The organism is Microbacterium galbinum, assembly GCF_023091225.1.
In the GTDB taxonomy this organism is placed as follows: Bacteria; Actinomycetota; Actinomycetes; order Actinomycetales; family Microbacteriaceae; genus Microbacterium; species Microbacterium galbinum.
The window spans coordinates 137,746-161,826 of the sequence record NZ_JAHWXM010000002.1 but is presented as its reverse complement, the minus strand read 5'-3'; the positions used below and the strand labels follow the sequence as shown (position 1 = coordinate 161,826).

General features: G+C 71.5%; 19 protein-coding genes. 15 read left to right on the top strand and 4 right to left on the bottom strand.

The window, feature by feature from the left end; genetic code table 11:
• Positions 1-1,011 (bottom strand): Gfo/Idh/MocA family protein, encoded by a 1,011-nt coding sequence (locus KZC52_RS14820; RefSeq protein WP_247624911.1) that lies wholly within the window; start codon positions 1,009-1,011, stop codon positions 1-3.
• A gap of 125 nt (positions 1,012-1,136) precedes the next feature.
• On the opposite strand from KZC52_RS14820, the gene KZC52_RS14815 reads away from it, so the two are divergent.
• The 8 genes from KZC52_RS14815 to KZC52_RS14780 all read left to right on the top strand — a co-directional run bounded on the left by KZC52_RS14815 (position 1,137) and on the right by KZC52_RS14780 (position 10,036).
• Complete coding sequence (locus tag KZC52_RS14815) at positions 1,137-2,546, top strand: NtaA/DmoA family FMN-dependent monooxygenase (protein ID WP_247624910.1); 1,410 nt, start codon at positions 1,137-1,139, stop codon at positions 2,544-2,546.
• Between the two features lie 80 nt (positions 2,547-2,626).
• Positions 2,627-4,261, top strand: a complete 1,635-nt coding sequence (locus KZC52_RS14810) for a TIGR04028 family ABC transporter substrate-binding protein (protein WP_247624909.1) — start codon at positions 2,627-2,629, stop codon at positions 4,259-4,261.
• Positions 4,261-5,250, top strand: coding sequence for an ABC transporter permease (locus tag KZC52_RS14805; RefSeq protein WP_247624908.1), 990 nt, complete (start codon positions 4,261-4,263; stop codon positions 5,248-5,250). The genes KZC52_RS14810 and KZC52_RS14805 overlap by 1 nt, the downstream gene beginning before the upstream one ends.
• Complete coding sequence (locus KZC52_RS14800) at positions 5,247-6,185, top strand: ABC transporter permease (protein ID WP_247624907.1); 939 nt, start codon at positions 5,247-5,249, stop codon at positions 6,183-6,185. The genes KZC52_RS14805 and KZC52_RS14800 overlap by 4 nt, the downstream gene beginning before the upstream one ends.
• Positions 6,182-7,798, top strand: coding sequence for a dipeptide ABC transporter ATP-binding protein (locus KZC52_RS14795; protein WP_247624906.1), 1,617 nt, complete (start codon positions 6,182-6,184; stop codon positions 7,796-7,798). The genes KZC52_RS14800 and KZC52_RS14795 overlap by 4 nt, the downstream gene beginning before the upstream one ends.
• On the top strand, positions 7,795-8,835 hold the full coding sequence (locus tag KZC52_RS14790; RefSeq protein ID WP_247624905.1) for a putative FMN-dependent luciferase-like monooxygenase: 1,041 nt from the start codon (positions 7,795-7,797) through the stop codon (positions 8,833-8,835). Before KZC52_RS14795 ends, KZC52_RS14790 begins: the two co-directional genes overlap by 4 nt.
• Positions 8,832-9,407 carry a CMD domain protein gene (locus KZC52_RS14785; RefSeq protein WP_247624904.1) on the top strand — a complete coding sequence of 192 codons (576 nt, stop codon included), beginning with the start codon at positions 8,832-8,834 and terminating at the stop codon, positions 9,405-9,407. Before KZC52_RS14790 ends, KZC52_RS14785 begins: the two co-directional genes overlap by 4 nt.
• On the top strand, positions 9,404-10,036 hold the full coding sequence (locus tag KZC52_RS14780; protein ID WP_247624903.1) for an alkylhydroperoxidase domain protein: 633 nt from the start codon (positions 9,404-9,406) through the stop codon (positions 10,034-10,036). Before KZC52_RS14785 ends, KZC52_RS14780 begins: the two co-directional genes overlap by 4 nt.
• A gap of 11 nt (positions 10,037-10,047) precedes the next feature.
• Here the strand turns inward: KZC52_RS14780 and KZC52_RS14775 are convergent, their stop codons facing one another.
• Positions 10,048-10,989: a quinone oxidoreductase family protein gene (locus tag KZC52_RS14775; RefSeq protein WP_247624902.1), complete on the bottom strand. Its 942-nt coding sequence runs from the start codon at positions 10,987-10,989 to the stop codon at positions 10,048-10,050.
• A gap of 18 nt (positions 10,990-11,007) precedes the next feature.
• Positions 11,008-14,964, bottom strand: coding sequence for an ATP-dependent RNA helicase HrpA (hrpA, locus tag KZC52_RS14770; RefSeq protein ID WP_247624901.1), 3,957 nt, complete (start codon positions 14,962-14,964; stop codon positions 11,008-11,010).
• Between the two features lie 44 nt (positions 14,965-15,008).
• Here hrpA and KZC52_RS14765 point away from each other — a divergent pair, with 44 nt between their 5' ends.
• The 5 genes from KZC52_RS14765 (at position 15,009) to KZC52_RS14745 (ending at position 20,941) form a co-directional block, all read left to right on the top strand.
• On the top strand, positions 15,009-16,199 hold the full coding sequence (locus tag KZC52_RS14765) for a heparan-alpha-glucosaminide N-acetyltransferase domain-containing protein (protein WP_247624900.1): 1,191 nt from the start codon (positions 15,009-15,011) through the stop codon (positions 16,197-16,199).
• Positions 16,196-17,032 carry an aldo/keto reductase gene (locus KZC52_RS14760; protein ID WP_247624899.1) on the top strand — a complete coding sequence of 279 codons (837 nt, stop codon included), beginning with the start codon at positions 16,196-16,198 and terminating at the stop codon, positions 17,030-17,032. The genes KZC52_RS14765 and KZC52_RS14760 overlap by 4 nt, the downstream gene beginning before the upstream one ends.
• Before the next feature lie 89 nt (positions 17,033-17,121).
• Entirely contained in the window at positions 17,122-17,691 is a 570-nt protein-coding gene (gene msuE, locus KZC52_RS14755) for an FMN reductase (protein ID WP_247624898.1), read from the top strand.
• A 46-nt stretch (positions 17,692-17,737) separates the two neighbouring features.
• The gene (locus KZC52_RS14750; RefSeq protein WP_247624897.1) at positions 17,738-19,549 is read left to right on the top strand and encodes a thioredoxin domain-containing protein; all 1,812 of its coding nucleotides are present in this window, start codon (positions 17,738-17,740) and stop codon (positions 19,547-19,549) included.
• 9 nt (positions 19,550-19,558) lie between these two features.
• Positions 19,559-20,941: an amino acid permease gene (locus tag KZC52_RS14745; protein ID WP_247624896.1), complete on the top strand. Its 1,383-nt coding sequence runs from the start codon at positions 19,559-19,561 to the stop codon at positions 20,939-20,941.
• Here the strand turns inward: KZC52_RS14745 and KZC52_RS14740 are convergent, their stop codons facing one another.
• A complete protein-coding gene (locus KZC52_RS14740) occupies positions 20,942-22,513 on the bottom strand; it encodes a dolichyl-phosphate-mannose--protein mannosyltransferase (RefSeq protein WP_247624895.1) in 1,572 nt (523 codons plus the stop codon). It abuts the gene before it with no gap.
• A 22-nt stretch (positions 22,514-22,535) separates the two neighbouring features.
• Here KZC52_RS14740 and rsmI point away from each other — a divergent pair, with 22 nt between their 5' ends.
• Entirely contained in the window at positions 22,536-23,357 is an 822-nt protein-coding gene (gene rsmI / locus KZC52_RS14735; RefSeq protein WP_247624894.1) for a 16S rRNA (cytidine(1402)-2'-O)-methyltransferase, read from the top strand.
• An 8-nt stretch (positions 23,358-23,365) separates the two neighbouring features.
• Positions 23,366-24,061: a class I SAM-dependent methyltransferase gene (locus KZC52_RS14730; protein ID WP_247624893.1), complete on the top strand. Its 696-nt coding sequence runs from the start codon at positions 23,366-23,368 to the stop codon at positions 24,059-24,061.
• The last annotated feature ends 20 nt before the right edge of the window (positions 24,062-24,081 follow it).

Here is a 24,081-nt window from a genome sequence, read left to right as displayed (position 1 = left end):
TCAGGCCTGCTCGCCGGTCGACTCGCCGGGATAGCGGACGCCGATCTGACGGCGGATCTCGTCGAGCGTGCCCATGATCGCGACGGACTCGGCGAGCGGCAGGATGTCGCCGGCGAGGTTCCCCTCGCGCACGAGGCGTTCGGCGGCGAGAGCCTCGAACTGCATGCCGCGGCCGCCGGCCTCGGGGTCGAGACGCCCGTCGAACTCCTCGAGCACCGTGCCCTCGGGGTCGATGACGCGCAGCACCGACGGCGACCAGAAGAAGCGATCGATCTCGATGCGGGCCTTCGTGCCGAGGATCGTCGCGCGGTTCGGGCCGGCCGTGCGCGACGAGGAGAGCGTGGTCGAGACGGCGCCGCCCTCGTGGGTCATGACGGTCGCGACCTCGGCGTCGGCACCGGTCTCGATCAGACGCGCGACGCTGTGGATGCTGGTGGGCGCACCGAGGATGTCCCAGACGAACGAGATCGGGTAGATCGCCAGGTCGAGGAGCGCGCCCCCGCCGAGCTCGAGCGCGTTCAAACGGTGCTCGGGGTCGGAGGGCAGCAGCTGCGTGTGGTCGGCGCTCACCGAGCGCACCTCGCCGAGGATGCCGGAGGCGACGATCTCACGCGCGCGGATCATGTGCGGCAGATAGCGGGTCCACATCGCCTCGGTCGCGAGCAGACCGCGCTCGGTGGCGAGGGCCTGCAGGTCGGCGGCCTCGGCCTGGTTCAGCGTGAAGGCCTTCTCGACGAGCACGTGCTTGCCGGCCTCGAGCGCCAGGCGCGCGTTGGCGTGGTGCATCGGGTGCGGGGTGGAGACGTAGATGATGTCGACGTCGGGATCGGCGACGAGAGCCTCGTAGGACGGGTGGGCGTGCGGGATGTCGAAGCGGGCGGCGAAGGCATCCGCCGATTCCTGCGAACGCGACCCCACGGCCACCAGGTCGAGACCAGCGGCGCGCAGGTCGGAAGCGAACGAGCCGGCGATGCCGCCCGTCGCGAGGATTCCCCATCGAAGACCAGTCATGTCCCCAGCGTAGAGGGTGCCTGCGACACCGCGGACGTGCGGGGCGTATGTCGGTCTGTTGCGCCGCGTGACCCGCGGCTTCGCCGACCGAGCACGGGGCGATCCGCGCTCCTACCGTGGCGGGCATGACCGAACCACTCATCATCGGCGCCATGGTGCGCACCCTCGGCGCCTATCCCTCCGGCTGGCGCCACCCCGGCGCCCATCGCGATCCCGCCGGAGACGCCGCGGTGCTCCGACGCATCGCCGAGCTGGGCGAGGAGGCGGGTCTCGACTACCTCTTCTTCGGAGACTGGCTCGCGACCGGTCCGGATCTGGAGTTCCGCGACCCCTACCTGCTGGCGCGCATCGACCCGCTGAGCGCGGTGCTCTTCCTCGCCGGGGTCACCTCCCGGATCGGGCTGATCGCCACGGTCAACACGACCTACGCCGACCCCTACGCGACGGCCAGGGCGCTCGCCTCGCTCGACGTGCTCACCGGCGGTCGCGCCGGGGTGAACCTCGTCACCGGCGTCGAGCCGCGGGCGGCCGGCAACCACGGCCGCGACGCGCACGCCGACAACGAGAACCGCTACGACCGCGCCGAGGAGTTCGTCACGGCGCTCGACCGGCTGTGGGACTCGTGGAGCGCCGACGCCTGGATCGCGGATGCCGATCGCGGTGTGCTCATCGACCCCGACGGGCTCCGCGAGGCCGGGGTCGAGGGGGCGCACGTGCGCGTGACCGGCCCGCTGAATGTCGCGCGGCCCCCGCAGGGACGCCTGCCGATCGTGCACGCGGGCACCTCGCCGCGTTCGCGCGCGCTCGCCGCGACCGAGGCCGACCTCGCCCTCATCGCCGCGCCCTCACTGGCCGATGCGGTGGCGACGCGCACGGGCCTGCGTCTGCTCGCGGCCGAGGCCGGGCGTTCGCCGGAGGCCGTGCGGGTCATCGCCCCGGTGCTGCCCGTGGTCGGGGAGACGGATGCCGAGGCCCAGGCCATCGTGGCGCGGCTGCTCTCGCTCGTCCCGCTGGCCGAGGAGCATCAGCGATCTCGTCCGGCTTTCCCCGTGAACCGCTCGGTCACCGCCCTCGCGGATGCGCTCGGCGTCGCGGCCGACGACCCGCTCCGCTCCGCGGCCTTCGACGCCCCGGTGACCGCCGCCGAGGCCGAGCGACTGGGCGAGGAGGGAGCGGCGCTGATCGAGCGCCTCGCCCGCATCGCCGGACTCGAGATCTCCGGGTCCGCTCGCGGCACCTCGCTCACCTGGCGGCACCTGGTCGCCGCACACGCCGTTCCCGGTGCGTTCGTGGTGGGGAGCGCGGCATCCGTCGCCGACCACTTCGAGACGTGGCGCGATGCCGGCGCCGCCGACGGCTTCAACGTGCTCTCGGCCTTCCAGCCGGCGCAGTTCGAGGCGTTCACGCGTCTCGCGGCCCCCGAACTGCGCCGCCGCGGTCTGCTCGGACGCGAGGGATCGACCCTCCGGGAGCGCCTGAGTGTTACCCCGCGAGTCGGGTCGAGTCGGCTCGTGTCGAGCGGTGTCGACGCGTGACCGCACGGCCGCACGGCACCGATCGCTCTGCCTAACGTGAACCCCATCCCGCACCGCACACCCCTCCGGAGGACCCTCGCATGACACGTCGCATCACCCGCGTCGCCGCCCTCGCACTCCCGTTCGCCCTCGCGGCGAGCCTCGTCGCCTGCTCCTCGTCGCAGGCTCCGTCCGACGTGCCGACCGAGGCGGGCGACCCCGTCGAGGGCGGCACTCTCACCTACCTCGAGCACCAGGCCTACACGAACCTCTACCCGCCGCAGGCCGGCTTCTACCCCAACGGCGGCATCGTCAACAACATCGCCGCCCGGCTCACGTGGCAGAACCCGGAAACGCTCGAGATCGAGCCGTGGATCGCGGCCGACTGGACCGTGAACGACGACGCGACCGAGTACACGTTCGACCTCAAGCCCGATGTGACGTTCTCGGACGGCACCCCGGTCGACGCCGCGGTCGTGGCGAAGAACTTCGACACCTACGGCCTCGGCGATGCCGATCGCGGACTCACGATCTCCGAGGCGATCAACAACTACGCCAGCAGCGAGGTCGTCGACGACGACACCGTGACGTTCCGCTTCACGGCGCCGTCGCCCGGATTCCTGCAGGCGACCTCGACGATCAACTCCGGGCTGCTGTCGTCCGACACGCTCGACGGCACGATCGAGGACTTCGGGGCGGGCAACGCCGCCGACATCGTCGGCGCCGGCCCCTTCACCGTCTCGGACGAGAAGCTCGGCACCGAGTACACGCTCGCCGCGCGCGAGGACTACGCGTGGGCGCCGGAGAGCGCCGAGAACCAGGGCCGCCCCTACCTCGACGCGGTGCACGTGCTCATCACCCCCGAGGACTCGGTGCGCATCGGCTCGCTGCTCTCGGGTCAGGCCGACTACGTGCGCTACGTGCAGGCGTTCGACGAGGACCGCGTCGAGGCCGCGGGTTTCACGCTCTACGCCCCGCAGACCCGCGGCGTGAACAACTCGATCGCGCTGCGCCCCGAGAATCCGCTGCTCGCAGACATCCGCGTGCGGCAGGCGATCATCGCCGGCGTCGACGCGCAGGAGGTCGTCGACACGCTCTTCACCGAGAACTACCCGGTGGCGACGTCGGTGCTCTCGTCGCAGGCACTGGGCTACAAGGACGAGTCGGAGCACTACGCGTACGACCCCGAGAAGGCCGAGGAGCTGCTCGACGAGGCCGGGTGGGAGCCCGGAGCCGACGGCATCCGCGAGAAGGACGGCGAGCGCCTGTCGATCACCGTCTACGAAGCCAAGCCGCAGCCGCTGTCGAAGCAGTCGCTCGAACTGGTCGGCCAGCAGCTCGCGAAGATCGGCGTCGAACTGACCGTCAAGCCCGGCGACGCCGGCACCTACGCCGAAGACACGCGCGACCCGCTCAAGACCGGCTTCTACCACTCGATGGTCGGCCGGGCCGATCTCGACGTGATCAAGAGCCAGTACTTCACGAAGAACCGCGACGTGCTGATCTCGCAGGACGCCGAGCTCGACGCGCTGCTGCTCGCGATCGCCTCCGAGCCCGACGCCGACGAGCGCGTCGCCGCCACCGAGGCCGCGCAGGACTACATCGCCGAGCAGGCGTACGTGATCCCGCTGTTCGAGGAGCCGCAGGTGTACGGCGCCGCCACCTACGTGCAGGGCGTGGACTTCGAGTCCGTCGCACGTCCGACGTTCTCGGGCGTCTGGCTGCAGGAGCACTGATGACCTTCGTCCTCCGACGAGCCGGGCAGGCCGCGATCGTTCTGATCGCGGCCTTCACGGCCACCTTCTTCCTGCTGCAACTGCTGCCGGGTGACGCGATCCTGATCAAGTTCTCGGACCCGAGCCTCGGGCTCTCTCCCGAACAGCTCGACAGCATCCGCGCCACCTACGGGGCGGACCTGCCCTGGTGGGAGCAGTACCTGCATGCGGGACTCGGGTTCCTCGCGGGGGACTTCGGCTATTCGACCCAGTTCGGCACCCCGGTGCTGACGATGCTCGCCGAGGCGCTGCCGCAGACGCTGCTGCTCGCCTCGCTGGGCCTCGTTGTCGCGCTGCTGATCGCGGTGCTCGTCGCGGGACTGTCGTCACTGTCACCGTTCGGGTGGCTGCGCGACGGTCTGCGGCAGGTGCCCGGGCTGTTCGTCGCGGTGCCGGTGTTCTGGCTCGGCATCCTGCTCATCCAGGTCTTCTCGTTCGGGCTCGGCTGGGTGCCGGTCGTGGGCGCGGATCCGGTGAGCGGCCTGATCCTTCCCGTGCTCACGCTCGCGGTGCCGATCTCGGCTCCGCTGGCGCAGGTACTCGTGCGCGCGATCGACCAGGTGCAGGCGCAACCCTTCATCACGGTGGTGCGCGCCAAGGGGGCGCCGCCGGTGTGGGTGCTCACGCGCTCCGTGGCCCGCAACGCCGCTCTGCCGGTGCTCACGATCGCCGGCGTGCTGTTCGGCGAGCTGGTCGGCGGAGCGGTCGTGACCGAGACGGTGTTCGGCCGCTCGGGCATCGGCCGGCTCACCGAGCAGGCCGTCGCCAACCAGGACATCCCGGTGCTGCAGGGCGTCGTGCTGCTGTCGGCGCTCGGGTTCGTCATCATCAGCTTCGCCGTCGACCTCGTCACGCCGCTCATCGATCCGCGGCAGCGACGCACGGGCCGTGGCCGCGCGCGACGGGCACCCGCCGCGCCTTCCCCGACCACCCAGGAGGTCCCCGCATGACCGTCTCCGTCTCGCCCGCCGATACAGAGAAAATCGGCACAGAGAGCGCCGTCACAGAGAACGCCGTCATCGGGCAGGTAGCCGAGAAGACGGATGCCGCGGCCGACGAGTCCTCGCGGCGACGCCGACGGTGGTCGCCGCGCGCGCGTCCGTGGGGGCTGTATCTCTCCTTCCTCGTCGTCGCGCTCGCCGTGCTGTGGGCCGTGGTGCCCGGGGTCTTCGCGCCGGGCAGCCCGATCGATGCGGTGCCCGCCGATAAGCTGCTGCCGCCGAGCGCAGCGCACTGGTTCGGCACAGACACCCTCGGACGCGACCTCTTCGGCCGCGTCGTGCACGGCGCCGTCCACTCGCTCTCCGGCGCCCTGATCGCGGTGACCGTCGGCCTCGCCCTCGGCACCCTCATCGGTGCCGTCGCGGGGGCGCTGGGCGGGGTGATCGACGACATCCTCATGCGGGTCGTCGACGTGCTCCTCGCGATCCCGGGCCTGCTGCTCTCGCTGTCGGTGATCATCCTGCTCGGGTTCGGCACCGTGAACGCGGCGATCGCCGTGGGTCTCGGCAGCGTCGCCGCGTTCGCGCGGCTCATGCGCGCCGAGGTCGCTCGGGTGCGGCGCACCGAGTACGTCGAGGCCGCCTACGGCAGCGGCGGCACGTTCGTCACCGTGCTGCGGCGGCACGTGCTGCCCAACTCGCTCACCCCGATCGCCGCGCTCGCCGCGTTGCAGTTCGGCACCGCGATCCTCGCGATCTCCACCCTCGGCTTCCTCGGCTACGGCGCCCCGCCGCCCACCCCCGAGTGGGGTCTGCTGATCGCCGAGGGCCGAAACTACGTCGCGACCGCCTGGTGGCTCACCGCGCTGCCCGGCCTCGTGGTCGTTGCCGTCGTGCTCAGCGCCAACAGGATCAGCCACCGTCTGGGAAGGAACGTCCGATGAGCGTGTTGAGCGTGCAGGATCTGAAGGTCTCCTACGGCGCCCGCGAGGTCGTCCACGGCGTCTCGTTCGAGATCGTCGAGGGCGAGACCCTCGCTCTCGTCGGTGAGTCCGGATCGGGCAAGTCGACGACCGCGCACGCGATCCTGGGCCTGCTCCCCGCCGGGGGACGGGTCGACAGCGGCGACGTGCGCCTCGGCGAACTCGAGATCGCCGGCTGGAGCGATCGAGCCCTGCGCGGCTTCCGCGGTCCGGAGATCGGCCTCGTGCCGCAGGATCCGGTGACCTCGCTCGATCCGGTGCGTCCGATCGGGGCGCAGGTCGAGGAGATCCTGCGGCTGCACGGTCACCGGGATCGCCGGGCCCGCCGCGCGCGGGTGATCGAACTGCTCGACCGGGTCGGCATCGACGATCCGGCGCTGCGCGCCCAGCAGTACCCGCACGAGCTCTCCGGCGGCATGCGCCAGCGCGTGCTGATCGCGACGGCGATCGCCCTGCGCCCCCGGCTGCTGATCGCCGATGAGCCGACGAGTGCGCTGGACGCCACGGTGCAGCGCCGCGTGCTCGACCTGCTCGACGAACTGCGCGAGGAGGAGGGCACCAGCATCCTGCTCGTCACCCACGACCTGGGTGTCGCGGCCGATCGCGCGCAGCGGATCGTCGTACTCAAGGACGGCCGCATCGTCGAGCAAGGCGAGAGCGGACGGGTGCTGGAGGCGCCGACGGATGCCTACACCCGCAAGCTCCTCGCCGACGCCCCCGCGTTCACGACGGGCTTCCGGCGCCCCGAGGCGCCGCCGTTCCTGCGCGATGCGGCGGCGGTCGCGGCCGAGAAGCCGTATGCGATCGTCGCGTCGAACCTGGTCAAGGAGTTCCGGGTGGCGGGGCGCGAGCGCTTCTGCGCGGTCGACGACGTGTCCTTCCGGGTGCGCAAGGGCACCACGCACGCGCTGGTGGGGGAGTCCGGCTCGGGCAAGACCACGACCGCGCGTCTGGTCACGCGGTTCCTGCAACCGGACGCCGGCACGATCGAGGTCGACGGTGCGGATGTGACCGATGCATCACGGGAGCGCCTGCGGGCGCTGCGCCGGCGCATCCAGCTCGTCTATCAGAACCCGTTCGCCTCGCTCGATCCGCGGCAGCGGGTGGTCGACATCGTCGCCGAGCCGCTGCAGAGCTTCCGCGTGGGCAGCAGTGTCGAGCGGCGGGAGCGAGCCCTCGCCCTGCTCGATCGGGTGTCGCTGCCGCAGGATCTCGCGCAGCGCCGACCGAGCGAGCTGTCGGGCGGTCAGCGCCAGCGCGTCGCGATCGCCCGTGCGCTCGCGATCGACCCCGAGATCGTCGTGCTCGATGAGGCGGTCTCCGCTCTCGACGTCACGGTGCAGGCCCGCATCCTCGAGCTGCTCGCCTCGCTGCAGAGCGAACTCGGACTCACCTACCTCTTCATCTCGCACGACCTCGCGGTGGTCCGCCGCATCAGCCACACGGTCTCGGTGATGCGGCACGGGCGCATCGTCGAGGAGGGCGCGACCGAAGAACTCTTCCACGACCCCCAGCACGACTACACCCGGGAACTGCTCGCCGCGGTCCCCGGCAGAACGGAGGTGCCCGCATGACGGCATCCGCTCCCACCGTCGCCTTCTTCACCCGGCTGCTCGATGATGCGCCACCGGCCGAGCGGTACGCGCTCGCGAGCGCGCAGATCCAGCACGCGGAACGGCACGGGATCGGCCGCGCCTGGGTCGCGCAGCACCACTTCCACGCCGCGGAGGGCGGGCTGCCCTCGCCGCTCGTGTTCCTCGCGCACGTCGCCGCGCAGACCGCCCGCATCCGCCTCGGAACCGGAGTGGTGACGCTGCCGCTGGAGGATCCGGTGCGGGTGGCCGAGGATGCCGCGGTCGCCGATCTGCTCTCGGGCGGGCGGGTCGATCTCGGGCTCGGCAGCGGCGGCACCCCGTCGTCGTTCGTGCCCTTCGGGGAGGACGTGCGCGCGAAGGCCGCCACCTACGACCGCAAGCTCCAGGTTCTGGTCGACGCCCTGGAGGGGCGGGACGTCGGTGCGGGCAACGCCATCTACCCGGATACCTCGACCCTCGCCGAACGCGTCTGGCAGGCGACCTTCTCGGCTCCCGGCGGTCATCGCGCCGGCATCCGCGGGCACGGGCTGCTGCTCTCGCGCACGCAGCCGCGCTCGGCGGAAGCGCCGCACGCGCCGCTGTCGGCGCTGCAGGATCCGATCATCGACACCTACCTCGCCGCGCTGCCCACAGGCGTCGCCCCGCGCATCACGGCGTCGCGCACGGTGTTCGTCGCCGACGACCGGGCCGAGGCGCTGCGCTTCGCCGAGGTCGGGCTGCGCCGCGCCGCCGAGGGGTTCCGGGCGCAGGGGCAGACGATCCCGGGCGACAGTCTCGAAGAGCTGATCGTGGCGCTCGACACGCACCTCGGCACGCCCGAGCAGGTGGCCGAGTCGCTCGCCGCCGACACCACCCTCGCCCGGGCGACCGAGGTCGCCTTCCAGGTGCATTCCGTCGATGCCCCGCACGAGCACGTGCTGCGCTCGATCGAGCTCTTCGCGGGCGAGGTAGCCCCGGCCCTCGGCTACTCCGTGTCCCAGACGCTCACATCCCACACACTCGAGGAGAACAAATGACTCACGACGTCGTCGACCGGATCGTGGGGGTGACGCCGGAGCTGAACGCTCTGCGGCACCGTCGCCCCGTCACCCGCGATCAGCTGCAGGCGAGCTTCGATGCGCTGTTCGCCCCCGTCTCGGATGCGGAGGTGTCGCAGGCCGAGCGCGAGATCGTCGCGGCGTTCGCGACGGCTCTCGCCGGCGCCGACGACCCGACGGCGGCGTTCTACGCCGCACGGGCGCAGGAGGCGGATGCCGAGCGCTCGGCGGTCGCGCTCGCCGAGGCCGCGTCCGCCGCGGTCGCAGGACCGTTCGGCGCGTACACCGAGCTGGGTCTGCAGTCCGAGAACACCGATGGATCGCGCTACACCCCGTCGGATGCCGCGGTCGCCGCTCTCGGGGAGCGCCTCGCCGCGGCCCTCGCCCACGCGCACCTGCTCGTGCTGCGCCCGCGTGAGGCCTCGGGAGACGACCTGGGGCGTCTCGTCGAGGCGGGGTGGTCGGCCGACGGCATCATCACCCTCTCGCAGCTCGTCTCGTTCCTCGCGTTCCAGCAGCGCGTCGTCACCGGATTGAAGGTTCTCGCATGACATCTCCCACCGCCGTCGACGCCCGCACGGCCAGCCCGCTGCGCCACGCCGATTCGCCGCATCCGCACGCGTTCACGCGCGCGAACGTCGGGTGGACGCCGCACCTGGCGCCGCTCGCGGTCGAGGAGCTGACCGATCGCCACTATGAGGGGCTGGTCGATGCGGCGCGTGCGAAGAACGACTACTTCCGGCTGCTCGCGCGTGATCCCGAAGTGCTCAAGGCGCGCACGCTCGTCGACAACGACATCTTCTACAACGTGGCGGAGGGGTTGCCGCGCGCGGATCGCGAGCTCGCGGCGACGGCCGCCTCGCGCCGCAACGGGTGCGTGTTCTGCGCCTCGGTGCATTCCCGCTTCGCGGCGCACCACGGCAAGCGTCCCGACGACGTCGACCTCCTGCTCGATGAGGGCGTGGGCGCGGATCTCGGAGAGCGGTGGAACGCGATCGTCGCGGCATCCGTCGCGCTGACCGACACCCCCAGCGCTTTCGGGGTGGCGGAAGTGGAGCGGCTGCGCGCGGCGGGGCTCGACGATCTCGAGATCGCCGACGTCATCCACGGTGCGGCGTTCTTCAACTGGGCGAACCGCCTGATGCTCTCGATCGGCCGGGCGGTCGCGCCGAGCGACTGAGGTCTCGCGCCCTACGGCACCAGCACGATCTTGCCCGCGACGTGCGCCTCGACGAGTTCGTGGGCCCGGGCGGCCTCGGCGAGGGGCAGCTCGGGTCCGAGCTCGATCACGAAGTCGCCGCTCGCGAGGAGTTCGATGGTCTTCGGCAGCGCCTCGGCGCGCCAGGCCTGCTCCTCGTCGGTGAGCGGGACCGGCGAGCCGCCCGAGAAGGCACGGATACCGAATGATGCGGCGTCCGGTCCGCGCACGATCGTGCCGATGCGGTCGCGGTCGGCGACGAGCGCGAGTGACACCTCGATGGCTTCGTCGGTGCCGGCGCCGTCGAACACGACGGTGACGTCGGACGGTGCGGCGTCGCGCACGCGTTCGAGCAGGCCGTCGCCGTAGGCCACGGGGATCGCGCCGAGCTCGCGCAGCTGCGCGTGGCGCGAGGGGCTGGCGGTCGCGATCACGGTCGCGCCCCACGCCACGGCGAACTGCACGGCGGCCTGGCCGACGGCGCCGGAACCCGCGTGCACGAGCAGCACGTCGTCGGGGCCCACGGCGAGCGAGCGCAGCACCTGGTAGGCGGTGCCGGCGGGGATGCCGATGCCGGCGCCCTCCGCGGCGGTCACCGCGTCGGGCAGGAGGGCGAGGTGCTCGGGGCGCACGAGCAGGGCCGACGCGTAGGTGCCGTGGGCGTCGCGGATCGCGACCCGGTCGCCGACCGCGAAGCCTTCCACACCGTCGCCGACCTGATCGACGACACCCGCACCGTCGAAGCCGACCGGGCGGGGTTCGGTGATGGGCGGCGAGGGGCGGCGTCCGCCGCGGATCTTCGCGTCGATCGGGTTGACCCCCGCGGCCTCGATGCGCACCACGATCTCGCCGGGACCGGCGAGGGGATCGGGCACCTCCGTGAGGTGGAGGACGTCGGGGGAGCCGATTTCGGTGTAGACGATCGCGCGAGCCATGCCCTCAGGCTACCCGCGCTACTTCCCCGCGAGGGCCTTCATGATGCGCTGCGGCGACACGGGCTGCGCGGTGCCGAGGCGCTGGGCGAACACGCTCACCCGGTACTCCTCCAGTAGCCAGCGGGTCTCGACGAGCGACGCAGCGGCACCGCGGGGGAGCGGGATCGTTCCCCCGGCATCCTCGAAGGCCTTCGCCATCCGTTCGTACTCGCTCATGCGCGTGCGGTCCTTGCCGGGTTCCGACGAGAGGGTCTTCAACCGGTCGACCATGCCGCTGAGGTAGCGGGGGAAGTGCGCGATCCGGTCGACGCCGGCGGCCGACACGAAGCCCGGATGCAGAAGCCCCGAGAGCTGCGTGCGGATGTCGTTCAACGGCCCGAGGAGGGCGAGGGAGTTCTGCGACTTGATGCCGCGCTCGACCTCGCGCGACTGCGTGAGGATGCGGGCGACGAGCGAGACGCATGCGAACAGCTCGTCGACGAGCGCGGCCGACACGGCATCCCGCACCCGCCCGAAGTCTGCCTCGGTGCGCACGACGCCGACACCCCCGGTCGCTGAGCCTGTCGAAGCGTCGATCACCTTGCGGGCCACGGCCGCACGGCAGTCCTCGATGAGCGCGGCCGCCGACGGGTACGGCGAGGCCGCGAGGGCGAGCTTCTCCTGGCTGGTGAGGTGCTGCTGCACGTACGACGAGGGCGACGGCACGGCCAGCAGCACGAGACGCAGCACGCCGTCACGGGTGGCGTCGGCCGCGGCATCCGCCGATGACTCCACGCGCACCGCGACGCTCTTGCCCTCGTCGACGATCGCCGGGTAGCCGCGCACGACGCCACCGGCGACGCGCGTATCGAGCACCTCGGGAAGGTCGCCGAACGTCCAGGCGGTGAGACCCGCCTGCTCGATCGGACCCCGAGCGGATGCCGCGGCCACCGCCTCGGAACCGCCCCGTGCGCGCGGCCCGCGTTCGGGCTTCGCGATCGAGCGCGCGACGCTGCTGCGCGCGCGATCGGAGAGTTCCGCCTGCAGGGTCGTGAGGTCGCGGTGGGAACCGGCCACGCGCCCGCGCTCGTCGACCGCACGGAAGTTCATGCGCAGATGAGCGGGCACCCGCTCGTCTTCGAAGTCGGCGGCCGAGACGAGCTGGTTCGCGAGGGGCTGGATCAGGCGCGCGAGCGCCTCCTTCAACGACCTGTTCGGGCGACCGTCGTGGTCTTCGGGTCCCTGGCCCGCGAGCTCGGCGCCGAACTTGTCGGCCCAGTCGGCGGCGGGCACGACGTGACGCCGGATCGCCTTCGGCAGCGCCCGCAGCAGGCCCGTGATGAGTTCGGCGCGCAGCCCCGGCACCTGCCAGTCGAACCCGGTGTCCTCGATCTGGGCGAGCAGGGCGAGCGGCACCACGACGCTCACGCCGTCATCGGCGGCGCCCGGCTCGAACCGGTAGGCGAGGCCGAGCACCTGGTCGCCCTGCGTCCAGCGGGTGGGGAACTCGCTCTGCGAGGCCCGCCCGTCGTCGTCGATCAGGTCGGCCTCGCGCATGACGAGGAGCTTCGGCGTCGTCGTCAGCGCCTCCCGCCACCACGTCTCGAACGACCGCACGTCGAAGACCTCGGCCGGGATGCGCTCGTCGTAGAAACGGAACACCGCCTCGTCACCGGCGAGGATGTCGCGGCGGCGCTCGCGCTCCTCGAGCTTCTCGAGACGCTTGCGCAGCTCGGCGTTGCTGCGCCAGAACGCGCTCACGCGCTTGTCGATGCGGCTCGGATCCCACTCGCCCTCGACGAGCGCGTGCCGTACGAACAGCTCGCGCGAGGCCGCGCGGTCGATGCGCGCGAACTGCACGCGCCTGCGCGGAATGATCTCGAGGCCGAACAGCGTCACCTTCTCGTAGGCGACGGCGGCGCCGGCATCCTTCGACCAGTGCGGCTCGGTGACCTGGCGCTTGGCGAGGTCGCCGGCGAGCGGCTCGGCCCACGCCGGATCGATCGCGGCGACGGTACGGGCGAAGGTGCGCGAGGTCTCGACGATCTCGGCCGCGATGACCGCGCGCGGGCTCTTCTTGCGCAGACCCGACCCCGGGAAGATCGAGAAGCGGATGCCGCGCGCTCCCCGGTACTCGGTGATGCGGCGCCCCTTGTCCTTCGCGGGTGCGTGCGTCTTGCCGGCGGGGGCGGTGCGCTCGTCGAGCACACCGATCTGCGAGAGGAGTCCCGCGAGGATCGCCCGGTGGATCGCATCGGGATCGCTGCTGCCGTCGCCCTTCGGCTCGGCGCTCTTCACCAGCGTCTTGAGCTGACGGTGCACGTCGAACCACTCCCGCACGCGCACGTAGTTCAGGTGCTCGGCGCGGCAGAGGCGGCGGAACGCGCTGGATCCGAGCTCGCGCTGCTGTTCGCGCAGGTGGTTCCAGAGGTTGAGCAGGGTGATGAAGTCGCTGGTCGGGTCGACGAAGCGCGCGTGCAGCCGGTCGGCCTCCTCGCGGCGCTCCTCCGGTCGCTCGCGGACGTCTTGGATCGTCATGCCCGACACGATCGGCAGCAGATCGTGGGTGACGCCGTGGCGCCCGGCCTCGATCAGCATGCGGGCGAAGCGCGGGTCGATCGGCATGCGCGAGATGTCGCGGCCGATGCGCGTGAGGTGCGGGGACCCGTCGCGCCGCGACGGTTCGACCGCACCGAGTTCGGTGAGCAGGTCGAACGCCGCCTTCACACCCCGCGAGTCGGGCGGGGTGAGGAAGGGGAAGTCCGAGATGTCGCCGAATCCGAGCGACAGCATCTGCAGGATGACGGAGGCGAGCGAGGTGCGCAGGATCTCGGGCTCGGTGAACTCCGGCCGCTTGGCGAAGTCGTCCTCCGAGTACAGGCGGATCGCGATGCCATCGCTCGTGCGACCGGCGCGACCGGAGCGTTGGTTCGCGGATGCCTGCGAGATCGCCTCGATCGGCAGACGCTGCACCTTCGATCGGTTGCTGTAGCGCGAGATGCGGGCGGTGCCGGTGTCGATCACATAGCGGATGCCGGGAACCGTGAGGCTCGTCTCGGCGACGTTCGTCGCGAGGATCACGCGGCGGCGGACACCCGCCACTCGGCTGCGCTCGAACACGCGGTGCTGCTCCGCGGCGGAGAGGCGCCCGTACAGGGGGAGCACCTCGGTGGGGGAGCGGTCCTTCGAATACGCGCCCCGCACGGCGTCGGCGGCGTCGCGGATCTCGGCTTCGCCGGGGAGGAAGACCAGCACGTCGCCAGGCTCCTCGCGGTCGAGTTCGCGGAGCGCCGCGACGATCGCCGAGACCTCGTCCTCGGGCCCTTCGACAGGCTCAGGGACCCATGATGGGGCATCCGTCTCGCCGTCGTCGCCGTCGGCGACCAGCGGGCGGTAGCGAATCTCGACCGGATAGGTGCGGCCGGAGACCTCGATGATCGGCGCCGGCACTCGGTCGTCGCCCGGGCCGGGAGCGGAGAAGTGCTTCGCGAAGCTCTCGGGGTCGATCGTCGCCGAGGTGATGATCACCTTGAGGTCGGGGCGTTCGGGCAGGATGCGCGCGAGGTAGCCGAGCAGGAAGTCGACGTTGAGGGAGCGCTCGTGCGCCTCGTCGATGATGATCGTGTCGTAGCGGGTGAGCAACCGATCGCGGTGGATCTCGTTGAGCAGGATGCCGTCGGTCATCAACGCGATGCGGGTGTCGTCGGACACCTTGTCGGTGAAGCGCACCTTGTAGCCGACGAGGGTGCCCAGCTCGACCTGCAGCTCCTCGGCGACGCGCTCCGCGATCGTGCGGGCGGCGAGACGTCGCGGCTGCGTGTGCGCGATGCGCTCGCGCCCCAGTTCGAGGGCGATCTTGGGGAGCTGCGTGGTCTTGCCCGAACCCGTGGCACCGGCCACGATCACGACCTGGTGGTCGCGGATGGCGTCGGCGATCTCCGCCCGGGCCGCGCTGACGGGCAGCTCCGGGGGGAAGGAGATCACGGGAGAGGACATAGCCCTTCATCGTATGCCGACCTCGACCCCCTACGATGCATCGGGTGACCACCGTTCCGCCTTCCCTCAGCGCTCCCGTGCGCTGGTTCCGCGAGTTCGGCCGCCCGCCGCGCATCCTCGGCCTCGACGTGGCCCGCGGCCTCGCGATCCTCGGCATGGCCGGAGCGCACATCGGCGAGACGTCGACGTTCGACTGGCTCGACCCGGCGACCTGGACCGACCTCGTGCACGGGCGCTCCTCGATCCTCTTCGCCGTGCTCGCGGGGGTGTCGATCGCCCTGATGACCGGTCGCAGCGCGCTGCCCGACCCCGCCCGGTTGCCCGGCATCCGTCTCGGGCTCATCGGCCGCGGCGCCGTGATCTTCCTCATCGGCCTCGCCCTCGAGTTCCTCAACACCCCGATCGCGGTGATCCTCACCCTCTACGGGCTGCTCTACGTCGCCGTCATCCCGTTCCTGCGGTGGAAGCCGTGGCAACTGCTGCTCGGAGCCGGCGTGCTCGCGCTCGCGGGGCCCGCGCTGCTGGCCCTCCTCGGCGCCGTCACGCTGAACCCGTTCGGGGCGGGCATCGGATTCGTGCTCTACGGCAGCTACCCCATCACGGTGTGGATGGCGTTCGTGCTCGGCGGCATGGCGCTCGGGCGCTTGCACGTCGCGACCGTGCGCACCGCGGTGATCGCCCTGGTCACCGGCGTCGTGCTGGCGATCGTCGGCTACGGTCTCGGCGCCGCCGGGAGCGACGTCGTGCGCGGCTTCGAGTCGGGTTCGTCGTTCGAGGAGCCGCCCGCGTCGGGGTGGCCCGGATACGCCGATGCGCTCGCTCAGGCCGATCCGCTCGGGGCGCTGCTGCACGCGATCTTCGCCGTCGAGCCGCACAGCGGTGGCACCGCCGAGATCCTGGGCTCGGGTGGTTTCGCCCTCGCGGTGATCGCGCTGTGCCTGCTGCTCAGCCGTCCGCTGCGCTGGCCGCTGCTGCCGATCGGCGCGCTCGGGTCCATGCCGCTGTCGGCATACAGCGGACACGTGCTGGCGATCGCGCTGATCACCGGGCCCGGTGGGTACTACACGAGCAACGTGTTCTGGGCCGTGCTCGCGATCGGGATGCTGCTCGTCACCACCGCGTGGTCGATCTTCGTCGGGCGGGGTCCGCTCGAGCGCCTGGTCGGTTTCGCCGCGCGCAGAATGGCGGAGGTTCCGGCCCGGCCCGACATCACGCGTCCTAGGCTGGATGCATGACGATTCCCTCCCTCGAACTGAACGACGGCTCCTCCATCCCCCAGCTCGGCTACGGCGTCTTCAAGGTGCCGGCCGACGAGACCGAGCGCGCGGTGAGCGAAGCGCTCGAGATCGGCTACCGCCACATCGACACCGCCGCTATCTACGGCAACGAAGAGGGCGTGGGCGCGGCGATCGCGGCCTCGGGCATCGCTCGCGACGAGCTCTACATCACCACGAAGCTGTGGAACGACCGCCACCACGACGACGAGCCGCGGGCGGCGATCGGCGAGAGCCTCGACAAGCTCGGACTCGAGAAGGTCGACCTGTACCTCGTGCACTGGCCGACCCCCGCCAAGGACGACTACGTGCACGCGTTCGCGAAGCTCATCGAACTGCGCGAGGCGGGCCTGACCCGCAGCATCGGCGTCTCCAACTTCCTCGTGCCGCACCTCGAGCGCGTCGTCTCCGAGACCGGCGTCACCCCCGCCGTGAACCAGATCGAGCTGCACCCTGCCTACCAGCAGCGAGAGGTCGTGGCCTGGGCCGACGCGCACGGCATCAAGATCGAGGCCTGGGGTCCGCTCGGCCAGGGCAAGTACGACCTGTTCGGCACTCCGGCGATCGCCGAGGCCGCGGCGGCCCACGGCGTCACCCCCGCGCAGGCGGTGCTGCGCTGGCACCTGCAGAAGGGCGTCATCGTGTTCCCGAAGTCGGTGCGCGCCGAGCGCCTGCGCGAGAACCTCGACGTCTTCGGGTTCGAGCTGACGGATGCCGAGATCGCCGCGATCGACGCCCTCGACCCGCTCGACGGCTCGGGCCGCGTCGGTGCGCACCCCGACGACGTGAACTGATCCCGTCGCGGATTCGACAGGAATCCACAGATGACGCCCCGTGTCGCCAGCCCGCGACACGGGGCGTCTTCGTGGGTACCGTCGAGGACATGACAGCTCCCTACCGCGTCGTCGCCGTGTCCGGGTCGCTCCACGAGCCCAGCAAGACGACCGCCCTCATCCGTGCGATCGCCGCCGCCGTGGCCGAGCGCACGGCGGTCGAGGTCGAGGTCATCGAGCTCACCGACATCGGCCCGGACCTCGCGGGTGCTCTGAGCCGCGATCAGCTGCCGGCCCGGGTCGAGGAGAAGCTCGTCGCGATCGAGCAGGCCGATCTGCTGATCGTCGGCAGCCCCGTCTACCGTGCGTCGTTCACGGGACTCTTCAAGCACCTCTTCGACTTCGTCGGGCAGTACGAGCTCGTCGGCAAGCCGGTGCTGCTGGCGGCCACGGGAGGCGGCGAGCGCCATGCCCTCATCATCGAGCACCAGCTGCGCCCGCTGTTCGCGTTCTTCCAGGCGCTCACGCTGCCGATCGGCGTGTACGCGAGCAACACCGACTTCGACGGCTACGAGATCAACTCGGACGTGCTGCGCTCGCGCATCGACCTCGCCGCCGATCGCGCGTTGCCGCTGGTGAACTACGCGGCCTCGCAGCCCCTCGCCGCTCTCGCGATCTGAGTGACGTTCCGGCCGCGACGTCGGTCGGGGCGCGTAGCGTGAGGGCATGACCAACCGGCTCGCCGACACGCTCAGCCCCTACCTCCGCGCGCACGCCGAGAACCCCGTCGACTGGTACCCGTGGGGCGAGGAGGCGTTCGCCGAGGCGCAGCGCCGCGACGTGCCGCTGATGATCTCGATCGGGTACTCGACGTGCCACTGGTGCCATGTGATGGCGCGCGAGTCCTTCTCCGACCCCGAGACCGCGGAGATCGTGAACCGTGATTTCGTGGCGGTGAAGGTCGACCGCGAGGAGCATCCCGAGGTAGACGGGGCGTACATGGCCGCGGCATCCGCCTTCACCCAGAACCTCGGCTGGCCGCTCACCGTCTTCGCGACCCCGCGCGGGCGCACGTTCTTCGCGGGCACCTATTGGCCGCCGGAGTCCCGTCCGCCGATGCCCTCGTTCCGCGAGGTGCTCGCGGCGGTGCAGGAGGGGTGGACGCAGCGCCGGGCGCAGGCCGAGGAGTCGGCGGATGCCGTGATCGAAGCGCTCGCGCGCGCCGCCGAGACGACGCCCTCGGACCTGCCCGATCCCGTGGCGCTCGCGGGCGCGGCATCGGCGATCGCCGACCGCGAGGACCCGCAGCACGGCGGTTTCGGGGGTGCTCCGAAGTTCCCCGTCGCGACGGTGCTGCGGTTCCTGCAGGCGCCGCTCGTGCGCCGGGAGAACGCGCCGGCGGCGGAGGCGGGGCGGCGCGCTCTCTCCGCGATGGCCGCGAGTGATCTGCGCGACGACGTCGAGGGCGGGTTCTTCCGCTACGCGACGCAGCGCGACTGGACGGTGCCCCACTACGAGCGGATGCTCACCGACAACGCGCAACTGCTGGATGTCGCGCTGGACGACGGCGATGAAGTCACGGTGCGAGGGATCGCCGGGTTCCTCATCGACGTCCTCGAGCGCGAAGGCGGCGGGTTCGGAGCCGCCCAGGATTCCGAGTCGTGGATCGACGGCGAGCGCAGCGAGGGCGGCTACTACCTCCGTGATGCCACCGGCCGTCGGGGTCTCGAACCGCCGGCCGTCGACGGCAAGGTGATCACGGGCTGGAACGGCCTCGCGATCGGTGCCCTCGCGCGCGCAGGCGCTGCTCTGGGCGAAGCATCCTGGGTCGACGCCGCCCGGCGGGCCGCGGACGGCGTGCTCACCACCAACCGCGACGCGAGCGGTGCCCTCGTGCGCGCGTCGCTCGACGGTGTGTCATCGACGGCCGTCGCGGCCCCCTCCGATCTCGGTCTCCTCGCCGACGGCCTCTTCGCGCTGGCTCTCGCGACGGGGGAGGCGACGTGGGCGATCGCCGCACGGGGCATCGTCGATCTCGCCCTCGACGGCATCGCTGGCGATCCGCTCCTGAGCGCGCAGGGGATCGCCTCGTCTCCCGATCAGACCGACGGCGATCTGCCGTCCGGCCCCGCGGCACTCGCTCAGGCGGCGCTGACCGCGTGGCGCCTCGGGGCGGGGGAGCGGTATCGCGAGGCGGCCGCCTCCGTGGTGCACGCCTACGCGGCATCCGCGCTGTCCCAACCGTTCGCGCACGGCAGTCTGCTGCGCGTCGCGGCCGGGCTCGTCGATCCGCCGCGGCAGATCGTGGTGGTCACCGACGATCCGGCGGGCGCACTCGCCGTCGCCGCCCGACGTGCGGATGCCGACGTGGTCGGCGTCGTGTCGCCCGTACAGGCCGAGGAGTTTGCCGCGGCCGGGTTCGAGCTGTTCGCCGGGCGCTCGGGCACGGAGGGTCTGGCCTACGACTGCCGCGGCTTCGTGTGCCTGCTCCCGGTGAGCGAGCCTCACGAATTGTCGCGCGAGAGGGTCGCCGTCTAGGGTGGCGCGGTGACCGACTCCGCCCCCACCGCACCCGCCACCGCGTCGAGCACCGCATCGACCTCGTTGAAGCCGGGGCTGACGCGCCGTCAGATCTCGATGATGGGACTCGGCAGCGCGATCGGTGCCGGTCTCTTCGTCGGCTCGGGGCAGGCGATCGGTCTGGCCGGTCCCGCGGTGCTGATCTCGTACCTCGTGGCGGGTTCCATCGTCGTGCTGGTGATGGCGATGCTCGCCGAGATGGTGGCCGCGCGCCCCAGCTCCGGCGCCTTCAGCTCCTACGCGCAGGATGCGATGGGGCGCAGCGCCGGCAGCGCGGTCGGATGGATGTACTGGATCCAGCTCGTGGTCGTGATCGCCGCCGAGGCGACGGGCGCCGCGGGGATCGTCGCGGGGCGGGTGCCGGCCGTGCCCGCCTGGGTGTGGGTACTGCTGTTCGTCGCCGCGTTCACCGCCATCAACCTCTTCGCGGTGAGCGGCTACGGACGGTTCGAGTTCTGGTTCGCGGCGATCAAGGTGACCGCGATCATCGTGTTCCTCGTGATCGGCGTCTGCGCGATCCTCGGGCTGTTCCCCGGGGTGCCGGCGACCGGCATCGCGCATCTCTTCGACGAGGGCGGCTTCGCCCCGAACGGCGCCGCCGGCATCGCCGCCGCCCTGCTCATCGTCGTCTTCGCGTTCGGCGGCACCGAACTCGTCGCGATCGCGGCGGCGGAATCGGCGGACCCCGGCCGCAGCATCCGCCGGATCGTGCGCCAGGTGCTCGTGCGCATCCTCGTGTTCTACCTGGGCTCGATCTTCGTGATCGTCGCCGTGCTGCCGTGGAACACCCCGGCGGTGCTCGACGGTCCGTTTTCGGCGGTGCTCGCCACCCTGCGCCTTCCCGGCGTCGATCTGGTGATGTCGATCATCGTCGTCGTGGCGCTGCTGTCGGCCATGAACGCCAACATCTACGGCGCCTCGCGCATGGTGTTCTCGCTGGGGGAGCGCGGCCTCGCGCCCCGCGCGCTCACGCGCACCACCGTGAAGGGGGTTCCGCGGATCGCCGTCGTGGCCTCGGTCGTCTTCGGCTTCGTGGCCGTGGGGCTGAACTGGGCGTTCCCCGACGTCGTGCTCCCGGTGCTGCTGAACGTCGTCGGCTCGACGCTGCTCGTGACGTGGGCGGCCGTCGCGGTGTCGCAGATCATCCTGCGCCGCCGCGCCGAGCGCACGGGCACGGAGCTGCCGATCCGCATGTGGGGCTTCCCCTGGCTGTCGTGGCTGTGCGTCGCGCTGATCGCCGGCGTCGTCGTGCTGGCGGCGTTCGATGCCGCAGCTCGCACGCAACTGCTGCTCACGGCCGGGCTGACGCTCGCGCTCTGGGTCGTCGCACGCCTCACACGCCGGCGCTGATCACACCCAGCCGGGCAGCCAGTTGTGCACGAGCCAGAACGGGTACGGCACGCTCATGCCGACCCACGAGGGCAGGAAGAAGATCGACACCAGCACGGCGACGACCAGGAAGACGATCACAGTGCGCTCGCCGGACTGCCGTCGGTGCAGGGGGTCGTCGCGCCGACCGGCGATCGTGCGCAGCGTCAGGGCGAGCGCGATCACGAGGAACGGCATCATCACGACCGTGTAGAACTGGAAGATCGTGCGCTCGGGGAACATCAGCCAGGGCACGTACGTCACCGCGAGGCCGACGAGCGGGATGCCGATCTCGGCGCCGACCGGCTGCCGCAGCACCCAGCCGCGCACGAGCCGGTAGAGCAGGTAGACGGACGCCGCGACGCCGGCGTACCAGATCAGCGGGTTCGGGATCGAGGAGATCACCGCGATGCAGTGGTCGGTACCGCAGGGCCCGGGATCGCTGTCGACCCACACCGCGGTGGGGCGCAGGAGGAACGGCCACTCCCAGGCGGGACTCGCGTAGGGGTGCCCGCGGGTGAGCCCGACGTGGAACCCGAGCATGGACTGGTGGTAGTTCCACAGCGCGATCAGCGGATTCGGGTCGCTCTGCCGGTCGTACCCTCCCGCAGTGACCAGCCATCCTGTCCAGCTGACGAGGTAGGTCGCGAGCGCGGGGAAGACCAGCAGCACGAACGAGACCGGGCCCTGCCGGAAGACCGCGTCGGACGGCCAGACCACGACGCCCGCGCGGCGCCGCGCGAGGGCATCCGTCACCACGACGTACAGGCCGAAACCCGCGAGCGCGTACAGGCCCGACCACTTCACGGCGGAGGCAGCGCCGAGGGCGACGCCCGCCGCGATCAGCCAGGGGCGCCGCCACAGGATCGGACCCCACAGCGGCTCGGGTCGGTCGGGGTCGCCCCGTTCGAGGAGCGGGATCGTGCGGCGCCGGTCGAGCAGCACGAAGAGCACCCCGAGCAGCACGAAGAAGGTGAGCGGGCCGTCGAGCAGGGCGATGCGACTGAGCACGATGCTCAGTCCGTCGATCGCGAGCAGGAAGCCGGCGACGGTCGCGACGACGGTCGATCCCGTCAGCACGCGTGCGATCAGGTAGACCAGCAGCACGGAGGCGGTGCCGAGGATGCCGGTGGCGAGGCGCCAACCGAGGCTGTCGGCCGGTCCGCCGGCGGCCATGCCCAGCGCGATCAGCCACTTGCCGAGCGGCGGGTGGACGATGAACGAGCCTTTTTCCGACAGCGGGAGATCCTGGTTCGCGACGAAGGCCTCGTTCGCACCGTCGCCCCAGGTGCCCTCGTAGCCGAGCGTCCACAGCGACCAGGCGTCCTTGACGTAGTACGTCTCGTCGAAGGCGAGCTCGTGCGGGTGCCCGACGTTCACCAGTCGCAGGAAGGTCGCGAGCAGGGTCACCGCGAACGGCGCGAGCCAGTTCAGGATGCTGTTCCACTCCGGATCGAGCAGCAGACGGTCGCGGGTGCGCCCCCACCAGGTCATGCGCTCCGCGTGTGCGGGCAGGTGCACAGGCAGCGCAGGAGCGGGATCGGGCGACGTCACGGGTACAGCCTAGGCTGGGCGGGTGATCATCCTCGCTGCGACCCCGATCGGAAATCTCGGCGATGCCTCGCGCCGCCTCATCGAGGTGCTCGAGAACGCGGAGGTCGTCGTGGCGGAGGACACCCGCACCACGCAGAAGCTGCTGAAGGCGCTCGAGATCGCCAACCGTCCGCGCCTGATCGCGCTGCACGATCACAACGAGAAGCAGAAGGCCGCCGAGCTCGCGACCCTCGCGATCGAGACCGACGTCGTCGTGATGAGCGATGCGGGCATGCCGACGGTGAGCGACCCCGGCTACGGGCTCGTCGCCGAGGCGATAGCCCAGGGTGTGACGGTCACTGCGATCCCCGGGCCGAGCGCGCCGCTGATGGCCCTGGCGATCTCGGGCCTTCCCACCGACCGCTTCACTTTCGAGGGGTTCCTGCCCCGAAAGCCCGCCGAGCGCCGCACGACGCTGCGGGCGCTCGCCTCCGAGCCGCGCACGATGGTGTTCTTCGAGTCGCCGGCCCGCCTCGCCTCGGCGCTCGCCGACATGGGGGCGGCCTTCGGCGACGACCGGCGCATCGCCGTCTGCCGCGAACTCACCAAGTTCTACGAGGAGGTGCGCCGGGGAACGGCCGCCGAACTCGTCGCCTGGGCCGAGGGCGGCGTGAAGGGTGAGATCGTCGTGGTCGTCGAGGGGGCGCCGCGTCGCGATGCCTCGCCCGAGGACGCGCTCGCGCAGGTGCAGCGGCTCGTCGCCGACGGCATCCGCCTGAAGGATGCCGCCTCGGAGGTCGCCGGACTCACGGGGCTGTCGTCGCGGGATCTTTATCAGGCCGCGCTCGCCGCGAAGAAGGGCTAGCCACGCGCATGTCGGACGCGGTCGCGTCGGAGGCGGTCACATCGGACAGCGTGATCGCCGCGGCGTACTCCGCCCGCGCCGAGGAGTACGTGCGCGCGCTCGGCGACATCGAGCAGATGGATGCCGCGGACCGCGCAACCATCGCGGCCTGGCGCGACTCCACGACGGGGACGCTGCTGGACGCCGGCAGCGGGCCGGGCATGTGGACGCGGTTCCTCGGCGGCGGCGGCGGTGGTGGCGGCGGCACGCGCGACGAAGGCGGGCGCGACGTCTGGGGCCTCGACGTCACCGAGGCGTTCGTCGCCTCGGCCAGGGCGCGATTCCCGGAGACGACCTTCGCGGTCGGATCGTTCCGGGATATCCCCGCAGCGGATGCCTCGCTCGGCGGCATCCTCGCCTGGTACTCGCTGATCCACACCCCGCCCGCCGAGGTGCCTGCGGTGCTGGCGGAGTTCGCGCGGGTGCTCCGGCCCGGCGGGAGCCTGCTGCTCGGCTACTTCGACGGCACCGCACGCGAGGCGTTCGGGCACCGGGTGACGACCGCGTACTTCTGGTCGGCCGAGGCTCTCGGGGCGCTGCTCGTCGACGCGGGCGTCACGGTGGTGTCGGCCGAGCGCCGCGATCGTCGGTCGGGCGAGGCGAGCTCGCGCCCGCACGGTGCGCTGACCGCGGTGCGGCGTGATCCGCCGGGTACCCTGGCCTGACGTCCCGGCGCCGGGGCGCG

What these genes read in the sequence shown, in the direction of transcription:
- KZC52_RS14750 (WP_247624897.1), top strand. Translation starts at nt 17,738, where the DNA reads ATGACCAACCGGCTCGCCGACACGCTCAGCCCCTACCTCCGCGCGCAC.
- KZC52_RS14780 (WP_247624903.1), top strand. Translation starts at nt 9,404, where the DNA reads ATGACATCTCCCACCGCCGTCGACGCCCGCACGGCCAGCCCGCTGCGC.
- KZC52_RS14760 (WP_247624899.1), top strand. Translation starts at nt 16,196, where the DNA reads ATGACGATTCCCTCCCTCGAACTGAACGACGGCTCCTCCATCCCCCAG.
- hrpA (WP_247624901.1), bottom strand. Translation starts at nt 14,964, where the DNA reads ATGTCCTCTCCCGTGATCTCCTTCCCCCCGGAGCTGCCCGTCAGCGCG.
- KZC52_RS14730 (WP_247624893.1), top strand. Translation starts at nt 23,366, where the DNA reads ATGTCGGACGCGGTCGCGTCGGAGGCGGTCACATCGGACAGCGTGATC.
- KZC52_RS14790 (WP_247624905.1), top strand. Translation starts at nt 7,795, where the DNA reads ATGACGGCATCCGCTCCCACCGTCGCCTTCTTCACCCGGCTGCTCGAT.
- KZC52_RS14800 (WP_247624907.1), top strand. Translation starts at nt 5,247, where the DNA reads ATGACCGTCTCCGTCTCGCCCGCCGATACAGAGAAAATCGGCACAGAG.
- KZC52_RS14815 (WP_247624910.1), top strand. Translation starts at nt 1,137, where the DNA reads ATGACCGAACCACTCATCATCGGCGCCATGGTGCGCACCCTCGGCGCC.
- KZC52_RS14820 (WP_247624911.1), bottom strand. Translation starts at nt 1,011, where the DNA reads ATGACTGGTCTTCGATGGGGAATCCTCGCGACGGGCGGCATCGCCGGC.
- KZC52_RS14785 (WP_247624904.1), top strand. Translation starts at nt 8,832, where the DNA reads ATGACTCACGACGTCGTCGACCGGATCGTGGGGGTGACGCCGGAGCTG.
- msuE (WP_247624898.1), top strand. Translation starts at nt 17,122, where the DNA reads ATGACAGCTCCCTACCGCGTCGTCGCCGTGTCCGGGTCGCTCCACGAG.
- KZC52_RS14775 (WP_247624902.1), bottom strand. Translation starts at nt 10,989, where the DNA reads ATGGCTCGCGCGATCGTCTACACCGAAATCGGCTCCCCCGACGTCCTC.
- KZC52_RS14795 (WP_247624906.1), top strand. Translation starts at nt 6,182, where the DNA reads ATGAGCGTGTTGAGCGTGCAGGATCTGAAGGTCTCCTACGGCGCCCGC.
- KZC52_RS14810 (WP_247624909.1), top strand. Translation starts at nt 2,627, where the DNA reads ATGACACGTCGCATCACCCGCGTCGCCGCCCTCGCACTCCCGTTCGCC.
- KZC52_RS14805 (WP_247624908.1), top strand. Translation starts at nt 4,261, where the DNA reads ATGACCTTCGTCCTCCGACGAGCCGGGCAGGCCGCGATCGTTCTGATC.